This is a genomic window from Paenibacillus sp. J22P90 (genome assembly GCF_059692195.1).
In genome coordinates, this window is sequence record NZ_JCAUAY010000019.1 from 1 (window position 1) to 26887 (window position 26887).

General features: G+C 50.6%; 24 protein-coding genes and 1 rRNA gene. 24 read left to right on the forward strand and 1 reads right to left on the reverse strand.

Translation table 11 applies throughout. The annotated features are described in order from the left end of the window. The 19 genes from rrf to AC58UX_RS32015 form a co-directional block, all read left to right on the forward strand. A 5S ribosomal RNA gene (gene rrf / locus AC58UX_RS31925) occupies window positions 1–101 on the forward strand; the annotation flags it as partial. A gap of 148 nt (window positions 102–249) precedes the next feature. Then, window positions 250–840, forward strand: coding sequence for a chromate efflux transporter ChrB (gene chrB, locus AC58UX_RS31930; RefSeq protein ID WP_497260066.1), 591 nt, complete (start codon window positions 250–252; stop codon window positions 838–840). Beyond that, window positions 837–1373: a chromate efflux transporter ChrA gene (gene chrA, locus AC58UX_RS31935; RefSeq protein WP_497260067.1), complete on the forward strand. Its 537-nt coding sequence runs from the start codon at window positions 837–839 to the stop codon at window positions 1371–1373. The genes chrB and chrA overlap by 4 nt, the downstream gene beginning before the upstream one ends. A gap of 219 nt (window positions 1374–1592) precedes the next feature. Next, a complete protein-coding gene (locus tag AC58UX_RS31940) occupies window positions 1593–3128 on the forward strand; it encodes an ABC transporter ATP-binding protein (RefSeq protein ID WP_497260068.1) in 1536 nt (511 codons plus the stop codon). Beyond that, window positions 3125–4246, forward strand: coding sequence for an ABC transporter permease (locus AC58UX_RS31945; protein ID WP_497260069.1), 1122 nt, complete (start codon window positions 3125–3127; stop codon window positions 4244–4246). Before AC58UX_RS31940 ends, AC58UX_RS31945 begins: the two co-directional genes overlap by 4 nt. Before the next feature lie 82 nt (window positions 4247–4328). Then, entirely contained in the window at window positions 4329–5258 is a 930-nt protein-coding gene (locus AC58UX_RS31950) for an ABC transporter permease (RefSeq protein WP_497260070.1), read from the forward strand. Between the two features lie 234 nt (window positions 5259–5492). Continuing rightward, on the forward strand, window positions 5493–6962 hold the full coding sequence (pucL, locus tag AC58UX_RS31955; protein WP_497260071.1) for a factor-independent urate hydroxylase: 1470 nt from the start codon (window positions 5493–5495) through the stop codon (window positions 6960–6962). Next, a complete protein-coding gene (gene uraH, locus AC58UX_RS31960) occupies window positions 6959–7324 on the forward strand; it encodes a hydroxyisourate hydrolase (protein ID WP_497260072.1) in 366 nt (121 codons plus the stop codon). Before pucL ends, uraH begins: the two co-directional genes overlap by 4 nt. A 58-nt stretch (window positions 7325–7382) precedes the next feature. Further along, window positions 7383–8774: an allantoinase AllB gene (gene allB, locus AC58UX_RS31965; RefSeq protein ID WP_497260073.1), complete on the forward strand. Its 1392-nt coding sequence runs from the start codon at window positions 7383–7385 to the stop codon at window positions 8772–8774. After that, window positions 8767–10059: a Zn-dependent hydrolase gene (locus tag AC58UX_RS31970; protein WP_497260074.1), complete on the forward strand. Its 1293-nt coding sequence runs from the start codon at window positions 8767–8769 to the stop codon at window positions 10057–10059. Before allB ends, AC58UX_RS31970 begins: the two co-directional genes overlap by 8 nt. Then, complete coding sequence (locus AC58UX_RS31975) at window positions 10046–11281, forward strand: pyridoxal-phosphate-dependent aminotransferase family protein (RefSeq protein ID WP_497260075.1); 1236 nt, start codon at window positions 10046–10048, stop codon at window positions 11279–11281. Before AC58UX_RS31970 ends, AC58UX_RS31975 begins: the two co-directional genes overlap by 14 nt. A 3-nt stretch (window positions 11282–11284) precedes the next feature. Then, entirely contained in the window at window positions 11285–12880 is a 1596-nt protein-coding gene (gene ggt, locus AC58UX_RS31980) for a gamma-glutamyltransferase (RefSeq protein WP_497260076.1), read from the forward strand. 72 nt (window positions 12881–12952) lie between these two features. Further along, window positions 12953–13966, forward strand: coding sequence for an XdhC family protein (locus AC58UX_RS31985; RefSeq protein ID WP_497260077.1), 1014 nt, complete (start codon window positions 12953–12955; stop codon window positions 13964–13966). A gap of 7 nt (window positions 13967–13973) precedes the next feature. After that, complete coding sequence (locus tag AC58UX_RS31990; RefSeq protein ID WP_497260078.1) at window positions 13974–14564, forward strand: nucleotidyltransferase family protein; 591 nt, start codon at window positions 13974–13976, stop codon at window positions 14562–14564. Between the two features lie 453 nt (window positions 14565–15017). Then, entirely contained in the window at window positions 15018–15938 is a 921-nt protein-coding gene (locus tag AC58UX_RS31995; protein ID WP_497260079.1) for an FAD binding domain-containing protein, read from the forward strand. Continuing rightward, a complete protein-coding gene (gene pucD, locus AC58UX_RS32000; protein WP_497260080.1) occupies window positions 15922–18210 on the forward strand; it encodes a xanthine dehydrogenase subunit D in 2289 nt (762 codons plus the stop codon). Before AC58UX_RS31995 ends, pucD begins: the two co-directional genes overlap by 17 nt. After that, complete coding sequence (locus AC58UX_RS32005; protein ID WP_497260081.1) at window positions 18203–18688, forward strand: (2Fe-2S)-binding protein; 486 nt, start codon at window positions 18203–18205, stop codon at window positions 18686–18688. The genes pucD and AC58UX_RS32005 overlap by 8 nt, the downstream gene beginning before the upstream one ends. Window positions 18689–18694: 6 nt before the next feature. Continuing rightward, entirely contained in the window at window positions 18695–19825 is a 1131-nt protein-coding gene (locus AC58UX_RS32010) for a BMP family ABC transporter substrate-binding protein (RefSeq protein WP_497260082.1), read from the forward strand. A 22-nt stretch (window positions 19826–19847) separates the two neighbouring features. Continuing rightward, entirely contained in the window at window positions 19848–20825 is a 978-nt protein-coding gene (locus tag AC58UX_RS32015) for an aromatic ring-hydroxylating dioxygenase subunit alpha (RefSeq protein ID WP_497260083.1), read from the forward strand. A gap of 120 nt (window positions 20826–20945) precedes the next feature. Here AC58UX_RS32015 and AC58UX_RS32020 read toward each other — a convergent pair whose 3' ends face one another. Continuing rightward, entirely contained in the window at window positions 20946–21146 is a 201-nt protein-coding gene (locus AC58UX_RS32020; RefSeq protein WP_497260084.1) for a hypothetical protein, read from the reverse strand. 75 nt (window positions 21147–21221) lie between these two features. Here AC58UX_RS32020 and AC58UX_RS32025 point away from each other — a divergent pair, with 75 nt between their 5' ends. The 5 genes from AC58UX_RS32025 (at window position 21222) to AC58UX_RS32045 (ending at window position 26764) form a co-directional block, all read left to right on the forward strand. Beyond that, window positions 21222–23528: an ATP-binding protein gene (locus AC58UX_RS32025; protein WP_497260085.1), complete on the forward strand. Its 2307-nt coding sequence runs from the start codon at window positions 21222–21224 to the stop codon at window positions 23526–23528. Continuing rightward, window positions 23525–24157, forward strand: a complete 633-nt coding sequence (locus AC58UX_RS32030) for a response regulator (protein WP_497260086.1) — start codon at window positions 23525–23527, stop codon at window positions 24155–24157. The genes AC58UX_RS32025 and AC58UX_RS32030 overlap by 4 nt, the downstream gene beginning before the upstream one ends. Before the next feature lie 15 nt (window positions 24158–24172). After that, a complete protein-coding gene (locus AC58UX_RS32035) occupies window positions 24173–25111 on the forward strand; it encodes a polyprenyl synthetase family protein (protein ID WP_497260087.1) in 939 nt (312 codons plus the stop codon). 39 nt (window positions 25112–25150) lie between these two features. After that, the gene (locus AC58UX_RS32040) at window positions 25151–26125 is read left to right on the forward strand and encodes a pectinesterase family protein (RefSeq protein ID WP_497260088.1); all 975 of its coding nucleotides are present in this window, start codon (window positions 25151–25153) and stop codon (window positions 26123–26125) included. A 366-nt stretch (window positions 26126–26491) separates the two neighbouring features. Further along, window positions 26492–26764, forward strand: a complete 273-nt coding sequence (locus AC58UX_RS32045; RefSeq protein WP_497260089.1) for a Fur family transcriptional regulator — start codon at window positions 26492–26494, stop codon at window positions 26762–26764. Window positions 26765–26887: the final 123 nt, after the last annotated feature.

Below are 26887 nucleotides of genomic sequence, written 5' to 3' on the forward strand. Positions count from 1 at the left end.
GAGGGGACCCACGCGTTCCCATCTCGAACACGACCGTTAAGCCCTCCAGCGTCGATGGTACTTGAACCGCAGGGTTCTGGGAGAGTAGAACGTTGCCAAGCAATTGAAAGAACCTTACCTGGTTTGTTCTAGGTGAGGTTTTTTTGTGTTTGTTTTCGTCATTTTCACAAAAATTTAAGTTGAATGCTAATAATGGGTTCATTTTATAATACAATAAAGCTTAGTTAACTTTTTGGGGAGTGATACATAGTGGAGAACGCCTATGTTCAGATAGGAATGGCGATGTTCCGGACTGGCATTTTGGGGTATGGCGGCGGGCCGTCGATTGTGCCATTAATTCGGTATGAAGCGGTGACGCGTTTTAAATGGATGAAGGATGAGGAGTTCATGGAGGTGCTCGCGATCGCGAATACGCTGCCGGGACCGATTGCGACCAAGTTGGCAGGCTATCTAGGTTATCGGCTTAAAGGGAGCTGGGGAGCACTGCTCGGCGTAATGGCTCATATCCTGCCTACTTGTGTGGCGATGGTGGGGTTGTACTCGTTTATTACGTTTTTCAGTACATCGCAGGTGATTAAGGGGATGATTGCAGCGGTGGTGCCGATCGTTGCGGTCATGTTAGGCGTGATGGCGTATGAGTTCGGCGAGAAAGCGATCAAAGGGCTAGGCTGGCCGGCGGGGATTACCTTTTTCATCATAGCATTCCTACTACTACAACCATTATCGGTGCATCCAGCTATTGTGATATTCATGTTTCTTATATACGGAGCTTTTCATCATAAGCTAAAGGACAAGTGGTCGAAAAGCAAGAAGACGCTTGGCAAAGGTGATGGCGTATGATGGATTGGTGGCATTTGCTCGTTAGTTTTTTTCTTGCCAATGTTTTCGGTTACGGCGGCGGACCTTCGTCTATTCCGCTGATGTTTCAGGAGATCGTGACGAATCACAGCTGGATGAACAGCAGTGAATTTTCAAATATGCTCGCACTGGGGAATGCGCTGCCTGGGCCGATTGCGACGAAAATTGCCGCATACGTCGGCTACCAAATCGGCGGCTGGATCGGCGTGCTGATTGCAGTGGCGGCAACAGTGGTGCCGTCGATTATTGCACTGATTATTTTGCTGAATATGCTGCAGAAATACAAGCAATCCCCTGTGATTAAAGGCATGACGCTGCTGGTGCAGCCCGTGATTGCGATCATGATGGTGCTGATCACATGGAGCAGCTTGGTGGAGTCTACGAAAGCGATCGGATACCTGCAGTTTTTCGGAATCGCGGCGGTAGCCTTTTATTTGATTCAAATGCGTAAGATTCATCCTGCTTTTGTCATTCTTGCAGGGTTTGTATATGGTGGTATTTTTCTATCCACGTAATCTAAGCTCACCTAAATTTGGCGCTAAGCACAAAGCTTGCGCCTCTTTTCGTTACCCTACCAAACTTTATGTCATGTTTATTGACGCTAAAGTTAGGCGGACCGTATAGTGATGAAAGAGGGATAAACTTCAGATCGGTCATATCGTTTTCCTGAAACAGCAAATCCCTAGTGGGGAGATGCTGTTTTTTTGCTTATAAAGATGGGAGGTCGAGGACCTATGCTTACACAAGTGAAGGATGCTGTCGAGATGGTCCAAATCGTCAAGCAGTTTGGTTCTGTGCTGGCGAATGATGAGGTAGATTTCCGAGCGAGGTCTGGGGAAATTCATGCGCTGCTAGGCGAAAATGGCGCTGGCAAAAGCACGATGATGTGCATGCTGTCCGGCGTGTATCGCCCTACGAGCGGGGAGATTTACATACATGGCGAAAAGGTGCGTATTCGCTCGCCGAAGGATGCGATGAAGCTGGGCATCGGTATGGTTTTTCAAAACTTCCGCCTCGTGCAAACCCTGACAGCCGCGGAGAATATTGTGCTCGGGGAGGCTGGCTCTTTCTGGCGCGGACCGGGCTGGTTGGCGAAGAAATCGGAGGAAATCGAAGCGATTTCGAAGCATTTTGGGCTGCTGTTCCCGGTGGATCGGCCCATCTGGCAGCTATCCGTTGGCGAGCAGCAGCGAGTGGAAATTGTAAAGACGCTCTATCGGGGAGCGGATTTTATTATTTTGGATGAGCCAACCTCAGTGTTGACGCCGGGAGAGGTTGAGCAGCTTTTTGAGACGCTGGACCGGATGAAAAAGGAAGGCAAGACGGTCATTATGACGACGCATAAGCTCAAAGAGGTCATGTTCGCGGCGGATCATATCTCAGTCATGCGCAAGGGCAAGATGATTGCGACGATGGCGAAATCGGAAACGAGCGAACGTGAGCTGGCGCAGTTGATGGTGGGCAAGGATAAGCTGGAAAGCCGCGCACCGCTGCAAGCGAGAGCGATCGGCAAGCCGATGCTCACGGTGAAAGGTCTTGATGTCTATGCGGACCACGGACGCAAGGTGCTGGATGGGCTTCATTTTCAGGTTAACGAAGGGGAAATTGTTGGTGTGGCTGGCGTCTCCGGGAACGGGCAGAAGGAGCTGGCGGAAGTGCTGACGGGGTTACGCGCGTGGAAGCAGGGGGATGTGCTTTTTGATGGGAAGGCTATGCGGGGTGGTTCGGTGCGGACGGCGATTGAGCTGGGGATCGGGCATGTGCCGGAGAATCGGATGCGCAGCGGACTTGCGGGAAGCCTAGACTCGGTAGACAATCTCTTGTTTAAAACGTATCGTTCGTCGGAACGGTCACGGTTCGGTTTGCTGCGGACGGGGAGCAATCGGAGTTGGTCGCAGCGGTTGGTGGAGATGTTCGATGTGAAAACGTCGGGAATCGATTCGCCTGTTCAATTTATGTCGGGTGGGAATCAGCAGAAGCTGCTTTTTGCCAGGGAGATTGATCAAGGGCCGAAGCTAATGATTGCGGTGCATCCGACACAAGGCCTTGATGTGGGTGCTTCGGAGGGCGTGTATCAACTGTTGGAGGATTTGCGCAGTAAGGGGCGTGGTGTTTTGCTCATTTCGGAGGATTTGGATGAAGTGCTGCAGCTGGCTGACCGTATTCTCGTGATGTACGATGGCCGCATTGTGGGGGATATCCCGAGGGAAGCGGCGAGCCGCGAACATATCGGTATGCTGATGGCGGGATCGGAGGAGGATGCAGGATGAGTGAGCAACGAACAGCAGGCAGCATTCCGATTGAAAAGAAAGTGATTGGGCGCCGAGCAGGGTTCCGCTTGCCGTACCGTTTGGAAATCGATCCCGCAGGGGCGAATAGCCCTTGGTGGGTAACGATCATCGCTATCGTATTGGCGTTGGTGGCTTGTGGGATTTTTATCGCGCTGAATGGGATGAATCCCTTCGTGGTATACGGGAAAATGGTGAAGGGGGCCTTCGGCTCCACCTTTGGATTAACAGAAACGCTGGTGAAGGCGATTCCTTTGCTGCTTTGCGGGCTGGGCGTGTCGATTGCTTACCGCATCTCCGTGTGGAACATTGGGGCGGAAGGACAGTTCGTGGCAGGGGCGATGGCGGCGACCGCGATTACGGTGTATTTTCCACATCTGCCGGTGTATCTGGCGATTCCAGCAATGATGGTCGCGGGCATCGTGGCCGGCGGCTTCTGGGGATTGCTGACGGCAATTCCGCGGAACTTTTTTCAGGTAAACGAATTAATTACTTCCTTGATGCTGAATTATGTGGCGCTGCTCGCGCTGAACTATGTGGTATTCGGGCCATGGAAAGATCCAAAAGGCTTTAACTTCCCTGGATCTCCCATGTTCACAGCTGCGCAGTCTTTACCGACCTTTGGTGCGACGAGGCTGCATGTAGGGTTGATTTTTGCCATTATCGCTGTGCTGATCTATGCCTTCGTTATCCGGTATACACGGTGGGGCTATGAGCTGCGCTTGATCGGTGCTAATAGTGAGGCTGCTAAGAATGCGGGCATTCGCATTTCCAAACATGTGCTGCTGGTGATGGTGATTAGCGGCGGATTGGCGGGGCTTGCTGGCATGGGCGAAGTATCTGGTGTGGCGCACCGACTGATGTATGGGATTTCTCCCGGGTATGGGTACACGGCTATTATTGTGGCTTGGCTGGCGAAGCTAAATCCGATTGGGCTTGTGGTGGCTTCAGTGCTTTTTGGAGGTCTCATTGTAGGTGGGTATAGTGTGCAAACGATTGGGCTTCCCTCGTCGATTTCTTCGATGATTCAAGGGGCGATTCTGTTTTTCCTCATTGCTGGGGGGATGGCAGGGAAGTTTCGTATTCGTCGGAATAGCTGATGGGGGCGGTATCTGCTGATTGTGCGGGGATGACTAGGTAGTTAACGGTGTTAATAAACGGTTGGAAAAGGGGGTGCAAGAGATGGATACGATCACACAAATCATTGTTTCGGCAATCTCTTCGGGTACACCGTTGCTTCTAGCCGTATTGGGCGGCATTTTGATTGAAAGATCCGGCATCATGCAGCTAGGCGCTGAAGGCTTGATGTTAATGGGCGCGGTGACTTCGTGTCTCGTGTTCATACATACGGGAAGTTTAGTGCTGGCGATTCTATGTGTGCTAGCGGTGAGTGGAATTCTCGGGATACTCCATGGATTTCTATGCGTGTCGCTGCATGCGAATCAGGTGGTTTGCGGGTTGGCGATGACGATTTTTGGCGCTGGGCTTAGCGCGTATTTAGGAAAACCGGTGAGCGGTCAGCCTCTTGTGGGAGCGGTGCCGAAGCTTGATATGCCGTGGCTGGAGCCAGTGCCGGTGATTGGTGGTATTTTTGCTCATCTGGATTTGTTTACATGGTTAAGCTTTGTGCTCGTGGTGGCTATGCACCTGTTCATCCATCGCACGTCATGGGGGCTACATCTTCGCGCAGTTGGCGATAATCCGGCTACAGCGGATGTTATGGGGATTCCTGTAATCGCGATTCGCTACTTATGCATTATAGCGGGCTCGATGCTGATCGGGATTGGCGGGGCAGATTTGCTGCTGGTGTACACACCGACCTGGAACGAGGGGATGACCTCTGGACGCGGGTGGATTGCGGTGGCGCTCATTATTTTCGCGAGATGGAATCCGATTCGTGCCCTCGTGTGCGCGTATTTCTTCGGCGTGCTGGATAGCCTGGGATTCCGTGTGCAGCTGATCGGCAGTCATATTCCTTCTTACTTTCTTAAAATGATTCCGTACGTCGTCACCATTCTGGTGCTGATGTTCCTCGGTTGGCGGAATAAAAATAAGCCATCGGGTGCGCCAGAGGCGCTGGGTGTGCCTTATATACGGGAGCAGAGATTTTGAATAGGGAAGCCGCTGGGAGGTTCGATGTCCTGGTGGCTTTTTTGCGTTTTGGGAAGCTACTCGATCCCGCAAGGACTGAGGGTTTTAGCAAAAATACAAAAAAACTTAACGTTGTTATGAAAGATTACAAACTTCTTTCATATAAATTGACCCATAGGGATAGCGCATTTACAATGAAACAAATCTTGGAAAAGAATGCGTAGAATTTCAGGCAGAGATCGAGGTGACGAGGCGATGAAGTACACGCGAAAGCATATCAATAACATGAGTCAAGAAGCGTTTATTCTAGCGTTTGGACCGCTGTTTGAGCACTCGCCTTGGGTGGCAGAACGGGCTGCAGGATCGCGGCCATTTGCCGACATCAAGAGCATGATTAGCGCGCTTGAACAAGAGGTTGAGCGAGCGAGTCGTGAAGAGCAGTTGGCGCTGCTTCGTGCGCATCCGGATTTGGGTACACGTGTACGGATGACCGATCACTCGGTCCAGGAGCAGTCAGGCGCCGGTCTAAATCAGCTATCCCCTGAAGAATACGAACAGTTCCTTTCTTTAAATAAACAGTACACGGACCGCTTTCAGTTCCCTTTTATCATGGCGGTGAAGGGTCAAACCAAAGAAACGATTCGTGAGGCATTACGCCTTCGGATCGAGGGTCAGCAGGATGTAGAACTGCGTACGGCTTTGCAGGAGGTTTGCAAAATCGGACGTTTTCGTCTGGCAGATATCGTGATGAATGAAACGGAGGAGAAGGCAATGGCACCAGCAAACGGCGCAGAAAGAATCATGTACTACGGCAAAGGTGATGTCTGGGTCTATCGTTCCTATGCCAAGCCGCTCACGAATATCACGTTAATTCCGGAATCCGGTTTCACAGGGCGGGACAATATACTATTTGGTATGAACATTAAAGTAGCGGTAAGCGGTGAGAAGCTGTTCACGTCGTTTAGCGAGGGTGATAACACGAACGTCGTGGCGACGGATTCGATGAAGAACTTCATTCTGCGCAAAGCAGGTGAGTATGAAGGGGCTACGGCTGAGGGGTTTTTGGCTTTTGCGAGTCGTCTATTCCTAGAGAAGTATCCATGGATGACGGGGATCAAAATGAGTGCGGACCAAGTGGCATTTGAGACCCTGCCAGTTCCGGGGCCAAGCGGCCTCCAAGTGGGAGATCTCGTGTATCGCTATTCACAAAATGAACACCCCACCGCTGCGGTAGAACTCGTTCGCATTGCTGACGAAATCGTCGTCGTCGACCACTCCGCTGGCATTGCAGACCTCAAACTGATCAAAGTCAAAGGAAGCTCGTTCGCTGGCTTCGTTCGAGATGAGTACACGACGTTACCGGAGTCGTCGGATCGACCTCTCTTTATTTTTCTAGACATTGCATGGACCTATGAATCCGGTGAGGATGCTTTCGATGCCGATCTAGGTCGTTACGTAGCCGCTGAGCAAATTCGTGACATTGCACATACCGTATTCCATGAGCAGCATTCACCATCGATCCAAAACCTCATCTATCGCATTGGACAACGTGCGCTGCTGCGCTTCCCGCAGCTCAAAGAAGTTCGCTTCGAGTCCAACAATCGCACGTGGGAAACGATTCTTGAGCATGTGTCCGTTGGGGAAGGCAAAGTATTTACAGAGCCTAGACCGCCGTATGGTTTCCAAGGCTTTTCGATGACAAAGCGCGATCTGGAGGGCCTATGAGTGTAGGGAGCGTAGGGATCACATCGCACGTTCTGGATATTAGCAGCGGTCGACCAGCAGCAGGCGTAAGGATTGACTTGTTCAAACGCGAAGGCAGCGTGTTAGAGCTCGTTCGCACCGACATTACGAATACAGATGGCAGGCTGCCAGGGCCGATGGTGAGTGGGGAGGATTTTACCGTAGGCACTTATGAGCTTCTATTCCATGTAGGCGATTACTTTAGAGGAAAGGGCGTGGAGCTGCCAGAGCCAGCTTTTCTAGATCAGGTGCCGATTCGCTTCGGTATTGCTGCTAGCACAATGCATTATCACGTTCCTTTATTAATAGCACCTTGGGGGTATAACACCTATCGCGGGAGTTAGTCCGGAATTGCCAGCGTCACACGAACAGACAGAGAGCTTCCGAGGGAGGGTTTGTTAAATGAATCGATGGGATCTTATTATTCGCAAAGGGACTGTGGTTCTGCAAGATGAGTGTCGACAGCTGGATATCGGGATACGAGACGGCAAAATTACAGCACTAGGCGAAAACCTTATTTTCTCGGAGCAAACGCCTGTTTATGATGCTGAAGGCTTAACGATTCTCCCTGGGATGATCGATGCACATGTTCATTTCAACGAACCCGCGCTTGGTCACTGGGAAGGGTTCTTTACAGGCTCGGCCTCGCTAGCTGCTGGAGGATGCACAACCTATATTGATATGCCGCTCAATGGGGTTCCGCCTACAGTTCGGCTCAGTGCGTTAGCGATGAAGTTAGGAGCGGCTGAAGGAAACTCCTACGTAGATTATGCACTGTGGGGCGGACTTGTCCCCGGCAATATTGGCGAGCTGGAGGGGCTTGCACAAGCTGGTGTGATTGGTTTTAAAGCCTTCATGTCCTGCCCAGGCGGAGAAGGAGAAGATATCTTCACGGAAGTGGACGATGAGAATTTAGTTAACGGCATGAAAGAAATTGCGCGTTTAGGTCTGGTGCTGGCGCTGCATGCCGAGAGCGAGGAAATCGTCTCCAAGCTCGCTGTTGAGGCTGTGCAAGCGGGCAAGCGCAGCGCGTTGGACTTCATCGCGACACGGCCGATTGCTGCCGAAGTGGAAGCTGTCAACCGAGCATTGGGCTATGCAAAGCAGACAGGCTGTAAGCTGCACTTCGTACATATCTCTTCCGCAGAAGCGGTACAAGTGATAGCAGAAGCGAAGGCACAGGGTGTGGACGTAACTGTGGAAACGTGCCCGCACTATTTGGCACTCACAGATGTGGAGGTCGAACATCTAGGACCTGTTGCAAAATGTGCGCCACCGATACGCACAGCCGAAGATCAAGCACGTTTATGGACAGAGCTTGCGGCAGGACAGTTCGACATCATCGCTTCTGATCACTCCCCTTCGCCTAAACACATGAAGCAGGGAGATTTTTTCGCCGCATGGGGCGGCATTTCAGGGGCGCAAAGCTCGCTCGAGCTCATGCTGCACGAAGGTCATCTCCGCAGAGGGATTCCGCTAACAGAGCTCGCACGCATGCTTTCACTTGAGCCAGCGAAGCGCTTCGGCTTATATCCCCGCAAAGGGGAAATAGCGATAGGTGCTGACGCGGATCTAGCTTTGGTGGATTTGGCTGCTAGCTATACGCTGCAAGAGAGTGATTTGCTGTATCGCCATAAGCAGAGTCCCTATGTGGGCAAAACGTTCGGATGCAGAGTGAAATCAACGTTTCTGCGGGGAGTAAAGGTGTATGAACGAGGCGCGGGAGTTGGCGCAGTGTTAGATGGCGCTTGGTTGCGGCACAGTGCATCGATCGGAGGCGGGCTGGATGGCTAAAATGAAAGGGCACCCACAGGAAGAACTGCTAGCTCACTACGGGGAGCGTATGCTGCTAGCCTTGGATTGGCTGGCGACCTTCGGCGCCGATCCAGCTGGCGGCGTGACTCGCCTCTTATATGCGGAGCCTTGGCTCAAGGCGCAATTAGCGCTGATCGACAATATGCAAAGCATGGGGCTGAAGGCAGATTTTGATGAAATCGGCAATGTGTACGGCAAATTGCAGGGCTCAGATCCATCGTTAAAGCCGATACTCACAGGATCCCATATGGATACGGTCAAAAACGGCGGGAAATACGATGGCGCCTACGGCGTCATCGCATCGATGATGGCGCTTGGCTATTTGAAGGCCGTCTACGGGACACCGAAACGGACATTGGAGATGGTCTCCTTTTGCGAGGAAGAGGGAAGTCGCTTTCCATTGGCATATTGGGGCTCCGGTCATGTGACAGGCGTGCTGTCGCTAGCGGATGGCATCGGACTGGCTGATCCGCAGGGGGTGACGTTGCTTGAGGCGATGGAGCAAGCCGGCTTTGAAACCTCGCAGAATCATCCTTTCCCTGCGATGCGAACAGATATTGGCGCATATATTGAAATTCATATTGAGCAAGGGGCAGTCCTTGAATTTAAAGAGAAGCAAATTGGCGTCGTAACTGCCATTGTCGGCCAAATTCGCATGACTGCTGTCGTCACGGGCACGCCAAATCATGCAGGAACGACACCGATGACGATGCGCAAAGATGCGCTTGCTGGCGCAGCCGAAATGGTCGCGCTCACCGAGCAGATGGCACTTGTGGAAGGCGAGCCTTTGGTAGCGACCGTAGGACGCTTAGAGGTAAAGCGTGGAACCTCGAATGTGGTGCCTGGTGAAGTCGAATTCACGATAGATATTAGACATACTGACGAACGGAAGATAGAGGCTTTTCGTGCGGATTTGCTAGCGCGGTTCATGGAAATCGCCGTGCGAAGAGGACTTCATATAGAAATGGTTGAGCACTTGAATGCCCTACCAGTGGCGATGGATAGCGGAATATCGGCAGAGATTGAGGCGGCCTGCGACCTCTACGGCTACGAGCATATTCGGATGCCAAGCGGTGCTGGGCATGACGCGCAGTTGTTCGGGCCAATCTGCCCGTCGGCTATGATTTTTGTGCCAAGTCGGGCTGGCATCAGCCATAGTCCCAAAGAGTACACGAAGCCGGAGGATCTCATTGTCGGCTTTCAAACACTCGTTCATGTGTTATATCAATACGGCTACGGGGGAAAAGCAGATGAAAACCTATAAAGATTTATCACCCTCCCTTAGAACGATTATGACCCCGGGACCTGTTGAGGTTGACCCTAGGGTGCTGCGCGCGATGTCGTATCCCATTCTGGGGCAGTTTGATCCAGAGTTTACCGAGCTAATGAATGAAACGATGGAGATGCTTCGTGAGGTGTTTCAAACGAACAATCAATGGGCGTTTCCGATTGATGGGACTTCCCGTTCAGGTATAGAAGCTGTGCTGGTCAGTATTATAGAGCCAGGAGATAAAGTACTTGTTCCGATATACGGACGATTTGGAAATTTATTGGTAGAAATTGCCGAGCGCTGCGGGGCTGAAGTGACAATTATTGAGAAGGAATGGGGCACCATATTTGACCCCGTCGATATTATCACAGCTATCGAGCGGGAGAAGCCAGCCATTGTTGCCATGGTGCACGGGGAAACTTCGACGGGCTGTATTCAGCCCATGTATGGCATTGGGGCAGCTTGTCGCCAAGCGGATGCCCTGCTCGTCGTGGATGCTGTCGCCACGATTGGCGGAGTTCCCGTGAAAACAGACGAATGGCAGCTGGATGCGGTCATCGGCGGCACGCAAAAATGTTTATCTGTCCCATCCGGTATGTCACCGATTACGTACAACGATCGTGTCGAAGCGAAGGTACTGCGGCGTAAAACGATCGAGCGGGGACTGCGGGAGACGGGGGCCTCAATCGCGACAGTGAAACCCGTGGCGAGCAACTATTTTGATCTCGGCATGCTGCAGGACTACTGGAGTCCGAAGCGGTTAAATCACCATACCGAAGCGACGACGATGCTGTACGCGCTGCGCGAAGGCTTGCGGATTGTGCTGCAGGAAGGTCTGGATGAGCGCTTCTTGCGTCACAAGCGTCACGAAGAAGCTTTGGTTGCTGGCCTGCAAGCAATGGGGTTAACGCTTTACGGGGATCCCAAGTGTAAGCTGCCAGTCGTGACATGCATACGGATTCCCAGCACTGTCGATGGTGAAGCTGTGCGCACGATGCTGTTGAACAGCTTCGGCATTGAAATCGCCTCCTCCTTCGGTCCATTGAAGGGACAGATCTGGCGCATCGGTACGATGGGTTTTAGCTGTAATCAAAAGAATGTGCTTCATGTCCTCGGGGCGCTGGAAGCAACATTGCATTGGCATGGTGTGGATATCTCGGTAGGGAAGGCACTGCAAGCTGCGCTAGCGGTATATGCTCTTAAACAGGAGGAATAAATCATGAGAAACATCATGCCACGAGCAGAGCGAGCTATGATTGCGACGCCCCATTATTTAGCTACTGCGGTAGGGAGCGCGATTTTACAGCAAGGAGGCAATGCCTTCGATGCAGCCATCGCGATCAGTGCGACCCTCGGTGTCGTGTACCCGCATATGACGGGGCTCGGGGGGGATGCTTTTTTCCTCATGTATGATGCGGCAACAGGTGCGTATACCGGCTTTAATGGCAGCGGCAAGTCGGCTGCGAAGGCTACGCCTGATTTTTATAGCGAGCAAGGGATGGATAAAATTCCGCAGCGCGGCATTTTAAGCGCAATCACAGTCCCGGGTATGGTGGATGCATGGTGGCAGGTATGGGAAAAGCACGGCAGGCTGCCGTGGTCGAAGCTTCTGGATGAGGCGATTGGCTATGCGGAAAGAGGGTTCCCGATCTCTCGTAATTTGCGGTTTTGGATGCAAAAGGATGAGCTGTTTATTCGGGCTTCTGTGCAGCTTAGCGCTTTGTATATGCGAGATGGCGAGCTCTTGAAGGAAGGCGATCGGCTCATTCAGCCCGATATGGCAAGAACGCTGAGGCTGGTTCAGCAAGAAGGCAGAGATGCTTTTTATACAGGCTCACTTATGCAGACAATTGTGGATCACATGAAGCAGGATGGCGGGCTGCTTGAGGAAAGTGATTTTCGTAGTTTTGCTGGAGAATGGGTGAATCTTCTCTCGACGACGTATCGGGGATATGAAATTTATCAAATGCCGCCGAACTCGCAAGGGTTCACTGCGCTCATGATGATGAATATGTTAGAACATATTGATCTGGCAGCTGTGCCAAGGGCATCGGCTAATTTTTATCATCTCATGACGGAAGTGATTAAAAAAGCGTTCAAAGATCGCGATCACTATTTGACAGACCCTCATTTTAGGGAGATACCGCTTAAAAAACTGCTGTCGAAATCGTACGCACAGGAGCTCTGGCAGGAGATTCAGGCAAATCCATTTCAAGTGAGTGAGCATTACTCGCCAGCGATTGGTCAAGATACCGCCTATGCGGCCGTTGTGGATGAGGACGGGAATTCGGTTTCTTTTATCCAAAGTCTCTATTTTGATTTCGGGTCCGCTTACGTACCTGGTGATACAGGCATTATTATGCAAAATCGCGGCTCTTTCTTCTCGCTTGATCCTGCTTGCGCAAACGTATTGGAGCCACGTAAAAGATCGTTCCATACGCTGATGCCCGCCATGGTAAGCAAGGCAGGAAAGCCATATATGCTGTTCGGCACGCAAGGTGGAGAAGGTCAGCCGCAGACGCAGCTTTCGATACTCACAGGGGTATTGGATTATGGGTTATCGATTCAAGAAGCCATTTCGCTTCCGCGTTGGGTATATGGGCGTACTTGGGGAGAGGATGGGGACGCGCTTAAGTTGGAGCATCGGCATGAACCTGAGGTATATACAAGATTGAAGCAATGGGGACATCGCGTGGAGCCCGTGAAGCCGTGGGATGGGATTATGGGGCAAGCGCAGGGCATCGTCATTGATGAGCAAGGCTTTAAGAGCGGTGCGGCGGATCCGCGTGGCGATGGGGTAGCGATGGGCTGGTAGGCGATAAGGGAATGCGTACGTGAGAAGATTGAAGGGGCAAGGTGAGATATCTAAAAGAAGGAGCGATGAGCGATGGAGGCCTATGACATTTTGCAAGCAGTGGAATGGAATACGGAAGCACGTGTATTGGCGACAGTGATTCATGTGGAAGGCCACGCTTATCGCAAGCAAGGAGCTGTTATGCTGTTAATGGCAGATGGCAGTACGTTGGGGAGCATTTCACCGGGCTGCTTAGAAGGGGATCTCGCTGCTTACGTGCCAGGTGTGTGGGAATCACAAAAGCCGCAAATGGTCGAATACGACATGAGGCCTGCCGATGACTTTGGGTGGGGGGAGACGATTGGGTGCGGCGGGTTGATTCGTATTTTGCTGGAGCCGCTGAGTGGAGAGCTGTTGGTTAACCTTCTATTGGTGAAAAGTACATTAGATCGCGGTGAAGCTGTCCAGCTAATTCGCACCTACACGGATGGGTATTCGGATATTACTTATGCGCTGCGGGGAACGGGAGGGGCAGAGCAGAGGGAGACACTGAGCTTCGCGACGAGCACGCTGTTTATGCCAAAGCCAAGAGTCATCGTATTCGGAGCGAATGCTGATGCCATTCCACTCGTACAAATGGCGGCGAGCAGTGGCTTTCGTGTTGTGGTCGCGGATTGGCGCGAGTCCTACTGTAACGCTGAACGGTTCCCTGGGGTAGAAACGATGGTCGCCTTTCCAGAAGCATTAGTCGAAAAGCTTGCGCTGAATGAGCGTGACTACGTCGTGATCATGAGTCATCAATTCGAAAAGGATACGGCCTTCTTCCAAGGCATTATGGCTTATCGTTTGAACTACCTCGGCATTATGGGCTCCAAGGAGCGTACGGCGAAAATGCTGGAGGGCTTTGAGCGCCCTAACTGGCTGCATGCGCCAATCGGTTTAAACATTGGCTCGGAGGGCGCGTACGAGAATGCGATTTCCATTGTGGCGGAGTTGATCGCCATTAAGCGAAGTAAGTGCGGAGCGGGTGAAACCAGTGAGAGCAGAGAAACCAGAAAAACTAGTGAAGAAAAAAATCGTTGGCATCTACTTGGCGGCAGGGAGTAGTCGGCGTATGGGCACTGTGAAGCAGTCGCTGGAGCTGGCAGAAGGCGTCAGCCTTGCTAGTCTTGCGCTGCTGAAGGCGGTCAATTGCGCTGAGTTTGCGCATATCGTCGTTGTCGTACGTGAAGGAGATGCGCTATCGTGGTTGCCAGAAGAGGCTTGTAGTCAGCTCGCGAGCAACAGATGCCGAATTGTCGTATGTCCGGATGCAGGATCGGGCATGGCACATTCGCTTCGCGCTGGTATTCAGGCAGCTATGGAGCTGGAGGCTGACGGTGCGATGGTGCTGCTGGCGGATCAGCCTTTTATTAGTGGCGCGATGATAGCGTGTTTAATTGATGTCTTTAATCAAGAGGCAGGTTATCACTTCGTAGCTAGTGGGGATAGCGGAGTTCCGAAGCCGCCTGTTATTTTGGGGAGCGGGATGTGGCCGGCAGTTGCCAAGTTGGAAGGCGATGTTGGAGCGCGAGCTTTGTTTCATTTACCTGCTTTTTGGGGGCAGATTATTGAGGCGGAATCGTTGGCATTTATGGATGTTGATACTGCTGAGCGATTTGAAGAGGCTAAAGAGATTTTTAAGGGTAATTATTTGTTAAATTAAATAACATGAATTTAACTGGAGAGTGCATTGTTACGAACGATGCGCTATTTTTTATATAAAAAACCAAAATTATGTTAGGTTAGTTGACGTTAATTTCGAATATTGATTATAGTAAATCTAATTTATCAGAGCGATAGACGATGAGGGGCAGATTTTGGAGGGCAAGGTGTAAGGTACTGAGTGCCGAGTGCCAAGTGCCAAGTGCCCGTGAACGGAACGACGTTCCGCTATTTTGCACATTTGGAGCTTTTGACAGGAGATACGGAACGAGGATCCGTTATTTTAAGATTTTAGGCAAGAAAACGGGCATTTGAGGCAGGTTAGCGGAACCACGTTCCGCAAATGAGTACGAACCCGGACGCACGGGCACCCCGCAGCAAGCCGGCTTCTCGCGGTAATCTCAGAACGCATAACAAGCACGTTGTCATTGAGAATCTCTGAGGAGGGTTGACTATGTCAGTTCCAATCCATCAGCTGCCTGAGCAGCAGCCTTCTGTATGGCAGCCGACAAGTGTGGAGGAAGCGATCCAATTAAAGCGCAAATGGGGCGAAGATGCCGTTATTGTTGCTGGAGGCACTTGGCTTCGCACACGTTGGGAAAATGGTCTCGCACCGATGCCGCAGCATTTAATTAGTCTTGGACGTATTCTTGCCCTTTCGGGATTAACCGTTACTTCCCAAGGTCAAGTTCATATAGGCTCTGCCCTGAGCATAGCAGATTTAATGAAAAACGAGCTGGTCAGGCAGAAATGCAGTCTTCTCGTGCAAGCCTGCTCGGAGATCGCGGCACCGTCAATTCGCAATCTAGCCTCGATTGGCGGCAATGTGATGACGCGTACAGGCGATCTGATTCCTGCCTTGCTTGTAATGGATGCTCAAATAAGATGCATAGATGGACAGAATGAACGAACGGTTTTCCTGAAGGATTGGCTTGCAGCATCGCCTGGGGCTTTTGAAGAGATAATGGTAGGGATTAAGGTGAAGACGGAGACGAAAGCGGCGGAACAAAAGATGACCCTCCATGAATTCTATCTCAAGGTAGGGCGAAGAGAGGCGTTTACGCCATCGGTGGTCACGGTTGCGGGGAGGCTTTCCCTACATGCAGATGGCAGGATTGCCCGCATCGCTTTAGCGGCAGGTGGAGGCAATGCGGTTCCGGTGAGGTTTTCAAATCTGGAAGCGGAGTTGATCGGGAAGCCGTTGTCGAAGGCAGTTTTGCAGACGCTGCATAAGGGTGTAATGACTGATTTCGACGCTGTGGCGGATGATTATGCCGGGGTCGCTTATCGCAAACAAACAGCGGCGAACCTGATCGTTTCGGAGTGTTACAAAGCTTGGCGCAAAGGAGGCGGAGCCGATGCTCCTCAATCGTAATGCGAAGAAATGGATCATTAGACCTGACGGCAAAGAGAAGGTGACAGGGGAGCTCCGCTATCTCACTGATTTAACAGCCCCTGGCATGCTGCATGGCAAGATGCTGCGGAGTCAATATCCGCATGCGTGGATTCTTTCCATAGACACGAGCAAAGCGAAACAATTGCCTGGCGTGCGTGCGGTTTTAACGGCTGATGATGTGCCAGGGTTGAATTTATTCGGGATTGCTTTTCCTCATCAGCCAGTGCTGTGTAAGGATCGTGTTCGTTACATCGGGGATGCAGTGGCATGCGTTGCGGCAGATACAGAGGAGATTGCGGAGTATGCGCTTAGTCTCATAGAGGTCGTTTATGAGCCGCTCCCTCTTGTAGATAATCCAGAAACCGCGTTGGAAGCGGGAGCGGTCCTGCTGCATCCAGAAGGGAATCTGCTGCATCAAACCTCCTTGCAGCAAGGGGATACGAACATCGACGAAGTCTTCGATACTTGTGCTCACATCGTGGAAGAGACCTATTGGACACCTCGGCAAATGCACACGTATATGGAAACGGAAGGCGGGCTTTTTATTCCTGAGGCTGACGGTCGGCTGACGGTTTACTCGCCGACTCAGCATGGCTACAAGGATCGCTTCCAGCTAGCGCGAATCCTCGGCATCCCCGAACAGCAAATCAGGGTCGTATCCAGCCCGATTGGCGGTTCGTTCGGGGGGAAGGATGAGCTGAATGTGCAGCCTTTTGGGGCGATGATGGCCTTAAAGACAGGTATGCCGATCAAAATGCACAATTCTCGTCGCGAATCTGTTATCTCTGGGATCAAACGTCATCCAATGCGGATCACGCTGAAAACAGGAACTGACCAACAAGGAAAGCTGATCGCGCATCAGGTGCGCATCTTATCAGATACAGGAGCCTACGCGACATTGGGCTGCGAGGTGCTCAATTTTGCAACCGAGCATGCGATTGGGCCTTACAGAATTCCACATGTGGATATAGAAGGAAAGAGTGTCTATACGAACAACGGTGTGTCCGGCGAGTTTCGGGGGTTTGGCGGCAATCAGGTGATTTTTGCGGTGGAGAGCCAAATCGAGCGCTTAGCCGAGAAGCTCGGCATGGACGCGTGGGAGCTGCGCAGGCTCAACCTGCGCCAGCCGAACGATCCGGGCCCGATGGGCCAGCAGATCGTGGCTACCGAGGGCGCCGCCCAGGTGTGGGCGAAGGCGCAGGAATCGCCGCTCTGGGAGAAGCGCGCGCGCAGCGCACGCCAACCAGAGCAAGAGCCATGGCTGCGCCGAGGCGTCGGCGCTGCGCTGGTGATGCACGGTGCCGGGCTCGGCCTCGGCATCCCAGACCACTCCGGCGGCCGCATCGAGCTGACGCCGGAGGGTAAGATCCAGGCCTCCTTCGGCTTCGAGGAGTTCGGCCAAGGGCTCTATGCAGCGCTCACGCTGATGCTGCAAGATTGCTTCGGCTGCGCCGCCGATGACATCCGTATCGTCATCGGAGATACCGACCGCGTGCCCAGCAGCGGGTCGAGCACGGCCTCACGCGCCACCACGATGATGTGGCGCGCGCTCCAGCGGCTGAAGCCAGCCTTCGTGCTGGCGCTGCTGGAGCAGGCTTCGCTGCTCTGCGGCATTCCGGCCGCAGAGCTCGCAACCGGCGTAGGCGGGATTCATCACAAGAGTGATGAATCCGGGAAGCCGGTTGTCACGTATGCGGAGGCCACTGCGGCGCTAGCTACGCCGATCCTCGCGCATACGGAATTCGACTACCCGACGACGCCCGAAGGGCGGGTCGGGGCGCACTATCTGTACTCCTACGCAGCAGTGGTCGTAGAGGTGGAAGTCAACATGTTGACCGGACGGGTCAAGGTGCTGCAAACCGATCACGTCATTGCCGCAGGGCCTGTGATTAATCCGATGGGCTTTCTAGGACAAATTGAAGGCGGCAGTGTGATGGCCTTGGGTTTCACATTGACCGAGGATGCTGTCATGAAAGACAGCCGGTATGTAAGGCATAACTTAGATACGTACCTCGTTCCGACCTTCAGCGATAGCCCGCTCAGTATCCAAGTGGAAGCGATCGAAGAGCTGCCCGAAGGGGATACGTTCGGACCTCGCGGCGTTGGAGAGATCGGATCTGTTGGCTTAGCGCCCGCGATTACGGCGGCGGTGCGGCAAGCGACAGGCATTTGGGTGAATCAGCTGCCCATATCACCAGAAAACATCGTGCAATCCATCGATTGGTTAGAAGGGGTGGAGGCCATTGATTAATACATCTTTTGTGCTCGATTGCACCATTAACGGTCAGGCAGTGTCTATTCCGGTTCCTGCGTCCAAAAGGATGTCAGCCATTTTAAGGGATGACCTGGGGATGACCGGCACCAAGGTTTCTTGCGAGGTTGGGCGCTGCGGTGCTTGTATGATTTTGCTCAATGGTCAACCAGTGAATTCCTGTCTATTGATGGCGTATCAAGCATCGGGCAAGGAAATCACGACGATTGAGGGGATATCAGCAGGTGAAGAGCTGCATCCGATTCAACAAGCGATGCTAGAGGAGGGAGGATTACAGTGCGGCTATTGTACCGCCGGCATGGTTGTCACTTTAACCGCGTTGTGGGAAACGAACCCAGCGCCAACGAGGGCTGAGGCAGAGAAAGCACTTTGCGGGAACATTTGCAGGTGCACAGGGTATGAGGGGATTTTCAGAGCAGTAGAGAAATGCGGATTGTCCATAAAAAGAGAGGGGTAGAAGCGAATGAGAAAAATCATACTGTCCATCACTGCTATTATGTTAGTTATTTTGAGCGCCTGCTCCACAAAGAGTTCCACGACAGAATCGAGCACGGCTCCAGCCTCCTCGGCAGCTGCTTCCACGGCGACAACAACAGAGAAAAAGCTGCCGAGAGTCGCTTTCGTCTATATCGGTGTACCGGGGGATGGCGGTTGGACATTTGAGCATGATCAAGGTCGGTTGATGTTGGAGAAAGAGCTGGGCATTAAAGCGACTACGGTTGAAAATATCCCAGAGGGCCCTGACGCAGAGCGCGTCTTTGAAGAGCTGGCTCAGAAAAACGATATTATTTTCGGAACATCCTTCGGCTATATGGATCCGATGTATGCGGTCGCTCAGAAGCATCCGAATGTGAAGTTCCTACACGCGACAGGCTACAAAACGCTGCCTAACATGGGGACATACATGGGGCGTGAATACCAAAGTGCTTACCTCGTCGGTATGGCTGCCGGGAAAATGACGAAAAACAACCACATGGGCTATGTCGGCGCGTTCCCGATTCCAGAAGTGATTTATACCATTAATGCTTTCACGCTAGGTGCGCAAAGTGTGAATCCGAATATTGATGTTTCTGTCGTGTGGAGCAACACGTGGTTCGATCCTGCTACAGAGAAACAAGCGGCGATCTCCCTATTGGATAAAGGCGTGGACGTGCTGGCGGCGTACCAAGATTCACCGGCAAGCATTCAAGCGGCTGCTGAACGTAAAGTATGGGGCATCGGCAATGATTCCGATATGGGCAGATTCGCACCCGATACGTACATATCCAACCCGAAATGGAACTGGGGCCCTTACTACGTGAAAACGGTGAAAAGCGTCATGGACGGCACTTGGAAATCAGAAGCGTACTTCGGCAGTATGAAAGAAGGCATTACGGACATTGCTCCACTCGGCAAAAATGTACCTGCGGATGTGAAGGCGTTGGTCGAGAAGAAAAAAGCGGAAATTTTGAATGGTACGTTTGAGGTGTTCCAAGGGCCTATCATCGATCAAGATGGTAAGACTCGCTTTGAATCCGGTAAAAAGATGACAGACGATGAAATCCTGGGCACCACTTGGTTTGTTAAGGGCATTAAAGGTGTAATTCCTAAATAAGGCATAAAGGAAGTGAGTGGCGATGACAATACAAGATATCGCATTAATTCACGAGTGGCACCCGGTGTTGTTATCGTCAGCACTCACGGATCAACCGGAAGCAGTGATGGTATTAGGTGAAAAAGTAGCGGTATTCCGCACCACGCAAGGAGTCCACGCGTTCAAAGACTTGTGCATTCATCGCGGTGTGCCGCTATCCCTAGGGAAAGTAAGCGGCGATGAGCTCGTGTGCGCGTATCATGGCTGGTCTTACAATGGCTGCGGTACATGTACAAAGATTCCTTCCTTACCGAAGGATCAGGCGATACCCTCTAAGGCTAAAGCTATCGTTTACTCCTGTGTAGAAGCGCATGGTCTGATCTGGGTGTGCTTAGGGACCCCTACGGGGCCGCTGCCCAAAGTGAGTGCCTATGTGCCAAAGGGCTTCAAGGAAGTGTTCATGGGGCCATACACGTTGCAAGCGGCAGGTCCACGCATTATCGAAAATTTCCTCGATGTATCCCACCTCATGTTCGTGCATGAGGGCCTGCTGGGCGATCGTGATTTTGCTGAAATTAATGATTATCATGTGTTGGAAGAGGACGGCGTTCTGCGCTCTGAAGAAATTATCGTGTATCAACCTGATGCCGATGGGACGGGGCGCGGCGTGAATAGTCGCTATGTGTATGAGGTATTCGGTCCTTTATGTGTAGCTTTAACCAAAAGAGATGACATCTCCGATCACATCTTTCGACTATTTCTGATGGTGCTGCCAGTAACCGAGCAGACGAGTGTAGCGTATATGCTGAAGCAAAGAAATTATGCGTATGACGAGCCCGACGAGGTGTTCATCCAATTCCAAGATCGGCTCATTGAGCAGGATCGAGTCATGGTTGAAAATCAGAAGCCGGAGCTGCTGCCGCTAGACTTGCAAGCGGAGCTGCATTTGAAGTGCGACCGCTTGAGTATTGCTTATCGCAAACGGCTTCGTGAGCTTGGCGTCACTTTCGGAACGGCGTAGAGGGTTGAATTCTGATAGAGTAGTACGAAGGTCATGCATACGAAACAAAAAAAGGATTGTATAATTAGCAGAAGCTAATATACAATCCTTTTTTCTATTTGGTAAAATAAGACTACTAGACTACCACCAGTAGATAGAACGAACCTCGGAATCACTTTTTCTCATCATCGCAGACGCTGAAAAAGTTTTGATCATAGCAGCGTCTTCTTGCGTAGACAGCGGCTGAGAAACCATGAAGGAATCAGATTGCTGGCGCAATTCTGCTCTTTTGGCTGCATGTACGGATTTTTGTAATTCTTGGTTTAATTGGATGATGGTCATAATTTCAGCTCCTCATAGGACTTTTAGCTTACATGCAGTATTATAGCAAAATATTGGAATTTAGGGGAGAGTTAATTGAAAATTGCGAGGAAAGTTTGGGTTATTTCGTGCGTCACAGTCATCATAGCTTTGCAGATTTGGTGTACATATATTACCTTCCATTTTTCATATAATGGAATTTATCTGAAGTCCCCTCATCCAGGGGAGTGGGTAGTTAGCAGTTTTGAGAAGAACAGTATAAGCAATGACATTCAGTCAGGTGATAGAGTCATCTCCATCGATGGAAAGCCGACAGAGGAGTCTCCTACCGTAAAAAGGTGGAATGTTGTAGGTAAAGCCAATACGATCGTCATTGGGCGCGAGGGTGTCGTACAAACGATAGATTTAAGTAAAGGCAGTTCATCTGTCTTTGACATCATTTCCTTAATCGAAGAATCCGTCTGTTTATTTATGTGTGTGCTCCTGCTAGTGAAGGAAAGCAGATCACCATCCGCGCGTTTGCTAGCTTTCTCTTTCCTTAGCGCAGCTATGATCTTTATGAGTTTGAGCGCATCTACACGAGGAGACTTGATCGGGAAGCTGATCATTGCCAGCTCGATGATGGTGCTGCCGATTGTTTTTCTACATTTTCTAGTTGTATTCTTCAAGGAAAAAGGGGATTTGGAGCTACCCAAAAGGCACTTTAAATACTTATACACCATCGCTTTTATAGCTTTTCTATCAAGAGGGTTGTATTTTTTTCCGTCGATGGCTTTTGTGTACCGCTTTGACGGTTCCTTTACGATGGGATTCTTCATTATCGTTATATCATTAAATTTAGTTCTCTTATCAACCTTGTTTTTGAAAATCAGAAAAGTAAAAACGCCGCTAACAGCGATTGTTAAGAGTGTGTTTTACTCTTTGCTCATCTCGTTTTTACCTATTATCTGTCTATCCTTTCTACCTCAGTTAATCATAGGCGACTGGATATTGGATCCAATCTATACGAGCGGATTGCTGCTCATTTTTCCGATTACATTTTCCTATTTAATAGCTTCGGATCAGTTATATGATATCGGCCTTGTGGTGCGGCGAGTTTTGTTTGCCTGCCTCATGGCGGTGGTGCCCGTTATTTTGTTTACGGGGGCATTTGCGCTTATTTTTCGCGGGGAGACGAATAGTAAACAACTATTATTTATCTTCTGCGGCGCGCTCTTCCTAGTATCGATTATGTTGTATGCAGCCGAATATTGGACAACGCGGCTAGAGCCTTATTTGTTCCCGAGAAAATACGTGTTGAAGTCCGCGCTCAAAAAGATATCCAAGGCACTGGGTACTATCTCCAGTTTTCGCGATTTGAAGGATATCATCCTTGTAGATATCGTTGGTACGCTGCAAGTGGCGGGGGGCGCAATTGTTTTTCGGCATAAAAATGATATCGAAATCATTTGCGAAGGTGAAATCGACACGGCGGAAATTCAGCGTTTGGTGAATTCCTCTGCTATGCTGGAGCATCCTTACTATACATTTATGGAAATGAACTGCCATGAGGAGTACACGAGCTATCTCATCGTGACACGGAAGAAGACGAACACACGGCTTGCGAAGGAAGAATGGCAATGGCTGCAGCTGATTACCTCCTATTTGGAAGTAGGGATGGAGAATGTGTATCTGATTCGTAAGCTGACGGGCAGGTTGCAGCAGATGGTTTCCCATCTTCCGCAGGAAGAGCATCTCTGGTTAAGGAAGGTGATGTTCGAGCTGCAGGAGGAGGAACGTGTTCGGATTGCAACCGATCTTCATGATACAACGATGCAGGATTTATTTTTCCTCAAACGAAGATTAATGACGTTGGCAGAGAAACCATCTGTGCGCCAAGAGGAACGTGAACAGCTAAACAGCTTGATCAATTTTGTGGAAATGATTAATGCTAGCTTACGTCAAAGCTGCTTTGAGTTGAATCCTCACCTGTTGAAAGAGGTAGGCTTGAGGCAAACCTTGAAGACTTTTGTTGAGAAGGAATCGTATACGACACCATTCGAGATCTCTTTCCGAGCTGAGAAAATTTCTGATATTGAGGGCAAGGATTTATCGGCCAAACGGCATATTTTTCGGATCGTGCAGGAATTACTTAACAACGCTAAGAAACATTCACAAGCAGCCAACGTTAGCTTTCATTTATGGGAGGATGGCCCCTTCTTTTATTTAAGTTATCGGGACGATGGTGTAGGCTTTCAAGTGAAGGAAGAGGTTGCCGTTGAGATCGCTGCTTCCGGTATGGGGCTTACTTATATGCGAAGCCGCGTGCTGCATGTGGGTGGAAGCTTTGCATTGGAGACTGCAGCGGGTGAAGGAACCCAGATTCTTATTACAATACCGACGGAGGAAGTGTTGTCAGCATGAGTGAGATCGTCAAAACATTAGTGGTCGATGACCATCCTTTATTTGCGCGAGCGACGAAGGCGCTGCTAGATGAAATAGATCGCATTGAGGTTGTCGGGGTTGTTAATAACGCGAAGGAATGCTTGGAGTATGTGAGGGAGCATCAACCTGGGCTCGTGTTTTTGGATTATCAACTTCCCGATCAGACAGGAACAGAGGTAGCTGCACAGCTTAAGAATTTGTATCCGCAGATCCATGTTGTTATTTTTACAGGGATTGAGCTGGCGGGCATTTACAATAAGCTTATTGAAATGAAGGTAAGCGGTGTTCTCTCGAAAGAATCGAGTGAGCGAACGATCAAGAATATGGTGTATTGCATTTTAGACGGCTATACGATGATTCCACTCTCTGTTTTCAACCAGATGCAATTGACTGAAGCCGATGCTGGAGAAGAGTGCGAGCTCCAAGAGGAAGAAGTGCTCATGATGAATATGCTCGTTAAAGGGGCTACACATGAACAAATTGCGGAGCGGATTTTCATGAGCAAGCGGACGGTAGACAATTATTTGCGTAAGATTTATGACAAGTGGGGCGCGAAATCAAGGACTGAGGCTTTGGAGAAGTTTATCAAGAGTAAATACTATACCTGAAAGTAGGCGCTAGGTATGCAGGATATTCATCAGCATATGGCACACATGATGGATGAGTTTATGTTTGATGAGGATTTAAAAGAACTGCTGAGATCCTGCATGTCTGACATGGAAAGCTCGAGTCTTTCGTGGTCCAATCTCACGATGTGCACGCACGCAATGGTAGGCGGAAATTCACCGGACATCTATCGTCGTGCGGCTTTGACGGAGTTAGTTGTTCTTATCCTTGATATCGTTGATGATCTGCAGGATCAGGATAGTGAGAGTAAGCCGTGGATGCGTGTTGACACTGCCAGTGCCTTGAATGCTGTACTAGCGCTGCTCATGGGCATGGTTGGTGAATTAGGAAGGCTGAATGCCAGCGGAACGATGCTGACAGCAGTCAGCAAAATCGTCGCTAGATCCATTAACGGCCAACATAAGGATGTAACTAATGCCGTCACTACCGTTGATGAATATTTGTGGATGACGCAAGAGAAATCGGGTTCTTTATTCCGTCTGGCTTGCTTCATGGGCTATACCGATACAGCCTGCACGGAAGAAACGATAGAACAGCTGCATCAGATGGCCGATTGTGTGGGGCTGCTCCACCAGATTCAAAATGATGTGCGAGATCTCATTCGCTACGATGAGAAAAGTGACTTAATGGCGAAGAAACGGACGCTGCCGATTCTGTATCTACTCTCCATGGAAGATGAAGGCTATTCGCCAGTGAAAGCCTATTACGATGACGAGATCACGGCTGCGCAATTCGCGGAGAGTAAAGATGTGGTTAAAGGGTTGATACAGGATTCTGGTTGCTTGGAATATGCACGGATTGTACAAACGGTGTGTGTGCAAAAAGTTGAAGAGATCTACGGTGAACTGCACGCGTTGTCGCCATGGAAGGAAAAGTTCCGAACGCTGACATTGGGCGATTTCATAAAGCTTGGTGTGGAAGTGGAGCAGGCTTAGTGCCTGCTCTTTCATCTTTTAAAGAAAGGGTGGAAGGTCATGATAACAGTTGCCGCCGATGGAAGCGGGGATTTCTTACGCATTCAAGAGGCTGTCGATCAAGTACCTGCGGGACGGGAAGAGCCGACGATCATTTCTATCAAACACGGTGTGTACAAAGAAAAGTTGGTGATCGATAAGCCGTGGATTCGCTTGATCGGAGAAGGAGCGGAAACGACGGTTGTCACGTATGACGATTACGCGAAGAAGTTGTTTCCGAATGGGGAGCCTTATCACACGTTTCATTCTTACACGGTTTACATAGGCGGAGATCATGTGACGGTGGAAGGTGTCACGTTTGAAAATAAGGCGGGAAGCGGGGACGTTGTTGGTCAGGCGCTAGCTGCTTATGTTGATGGGGACTGCGTCGCTTTTCGCGATTGCCGATTCCTCGGCCACCAGGACACGCTGTTTACAGGCCCGTTGCCACCGACGCCGCGAGATCGCGGCAGCTTTGGCGGTCCGAAGGAGGGGGCGCCGAGACGTCCCGTCAGGCAGTATTATGAACGCTGCTATATCGCGGGGGATATCGATTTTATTTTCGGATCGGCGACAGCGGTGTTTGATGATTGCGAGATCTGCTCCTTGGGGCGAGGTTGGATTACGGCCGCGTCTACTCCCGAGGAGGTTACATTCGGGTACGTGTTTTTGGGATGCAAGCTGACAGGGACTGCGCCGGAGCAATCAGTTGGTTTAGGTAGACCGTGGCGGAATTATGCGAAAGTGGCGTTTGTGGATTGCTGGGTAGGGCCGCATATTAAGGCTGCGGGCTGGGATCGTTGGAATGAGCAGGAACCGATCGATGAGGTTAGGTACATGGAGTTTGGCAGTAGGGGGCCAGGCGCTGTAACGAGCGGTCGTGCTGAGTGGGCTACGGAGTTGGACGTGCTGGAAGCGGAGGAGCTGACGGCTCGGCATGTTCTTGCAGGCGAGGATGGCTGGGATCCGACGGATTCGGGGAGCCATACGTGTTAGGAGAGCATATGAAGAGGGGAGACCCTCTTTTTTTGCGTTTTATGATGCTTGTTCGTCGCGGAAAAAGCGAAAAGGCATCCTTTTCAATTGAAATGACTTCACGAATTGAAATGCGTGCGAATAGGCAACTATTTCTGCCGCATTTCTCATTTGGGCACCTTTTTGGCTCTAAAGGATGCCTTTTTGCATCCATTCATCTGTATTCAGCCATTTTTACTGAAAATAAGTGTGTTTTTGCATTTTTGAGTAGGGGTGAGAGCGGCATCTGGTTCCTTGCGGAGAGTTTGTTGACAATCATTATCAATAAAATTATAATAAATATTATATTATAATAATTATAAATAATGATAAGAGGAGGTCACCCTAATGGTCAAACATGATCTGAATCAAGCGCTGCAGCGGATGCGGGCTAGAAATATCCCACTCACTCCGCAGCGGCGCGCGTTGCTTGTATTTCTTTATGAGCAAGAAAGCTTCACCACAGTGAAAGACATTTGCGCGGCGATGGTCGATGCATATCCGCAGCTGAACGCGATGACAGTGAACAGGTCTTTGCATGTTTTTAAACAGCTGGGATTAGTGAAGGAATCGGCAGTTAGCGGAGCCTCCTTGCGATATGAAGCAGCGATTTGTTCTTAATACGCCAAAAGATGCTCTTCTGTCAAGAAAGTGGACGTCACTAAGTTAAGCCACCCGCTGGTAGTATAGCTGCTCAAATTTGGCGGGGGATATGTAACCAATTGTGCTATTCGACCTTGTCCG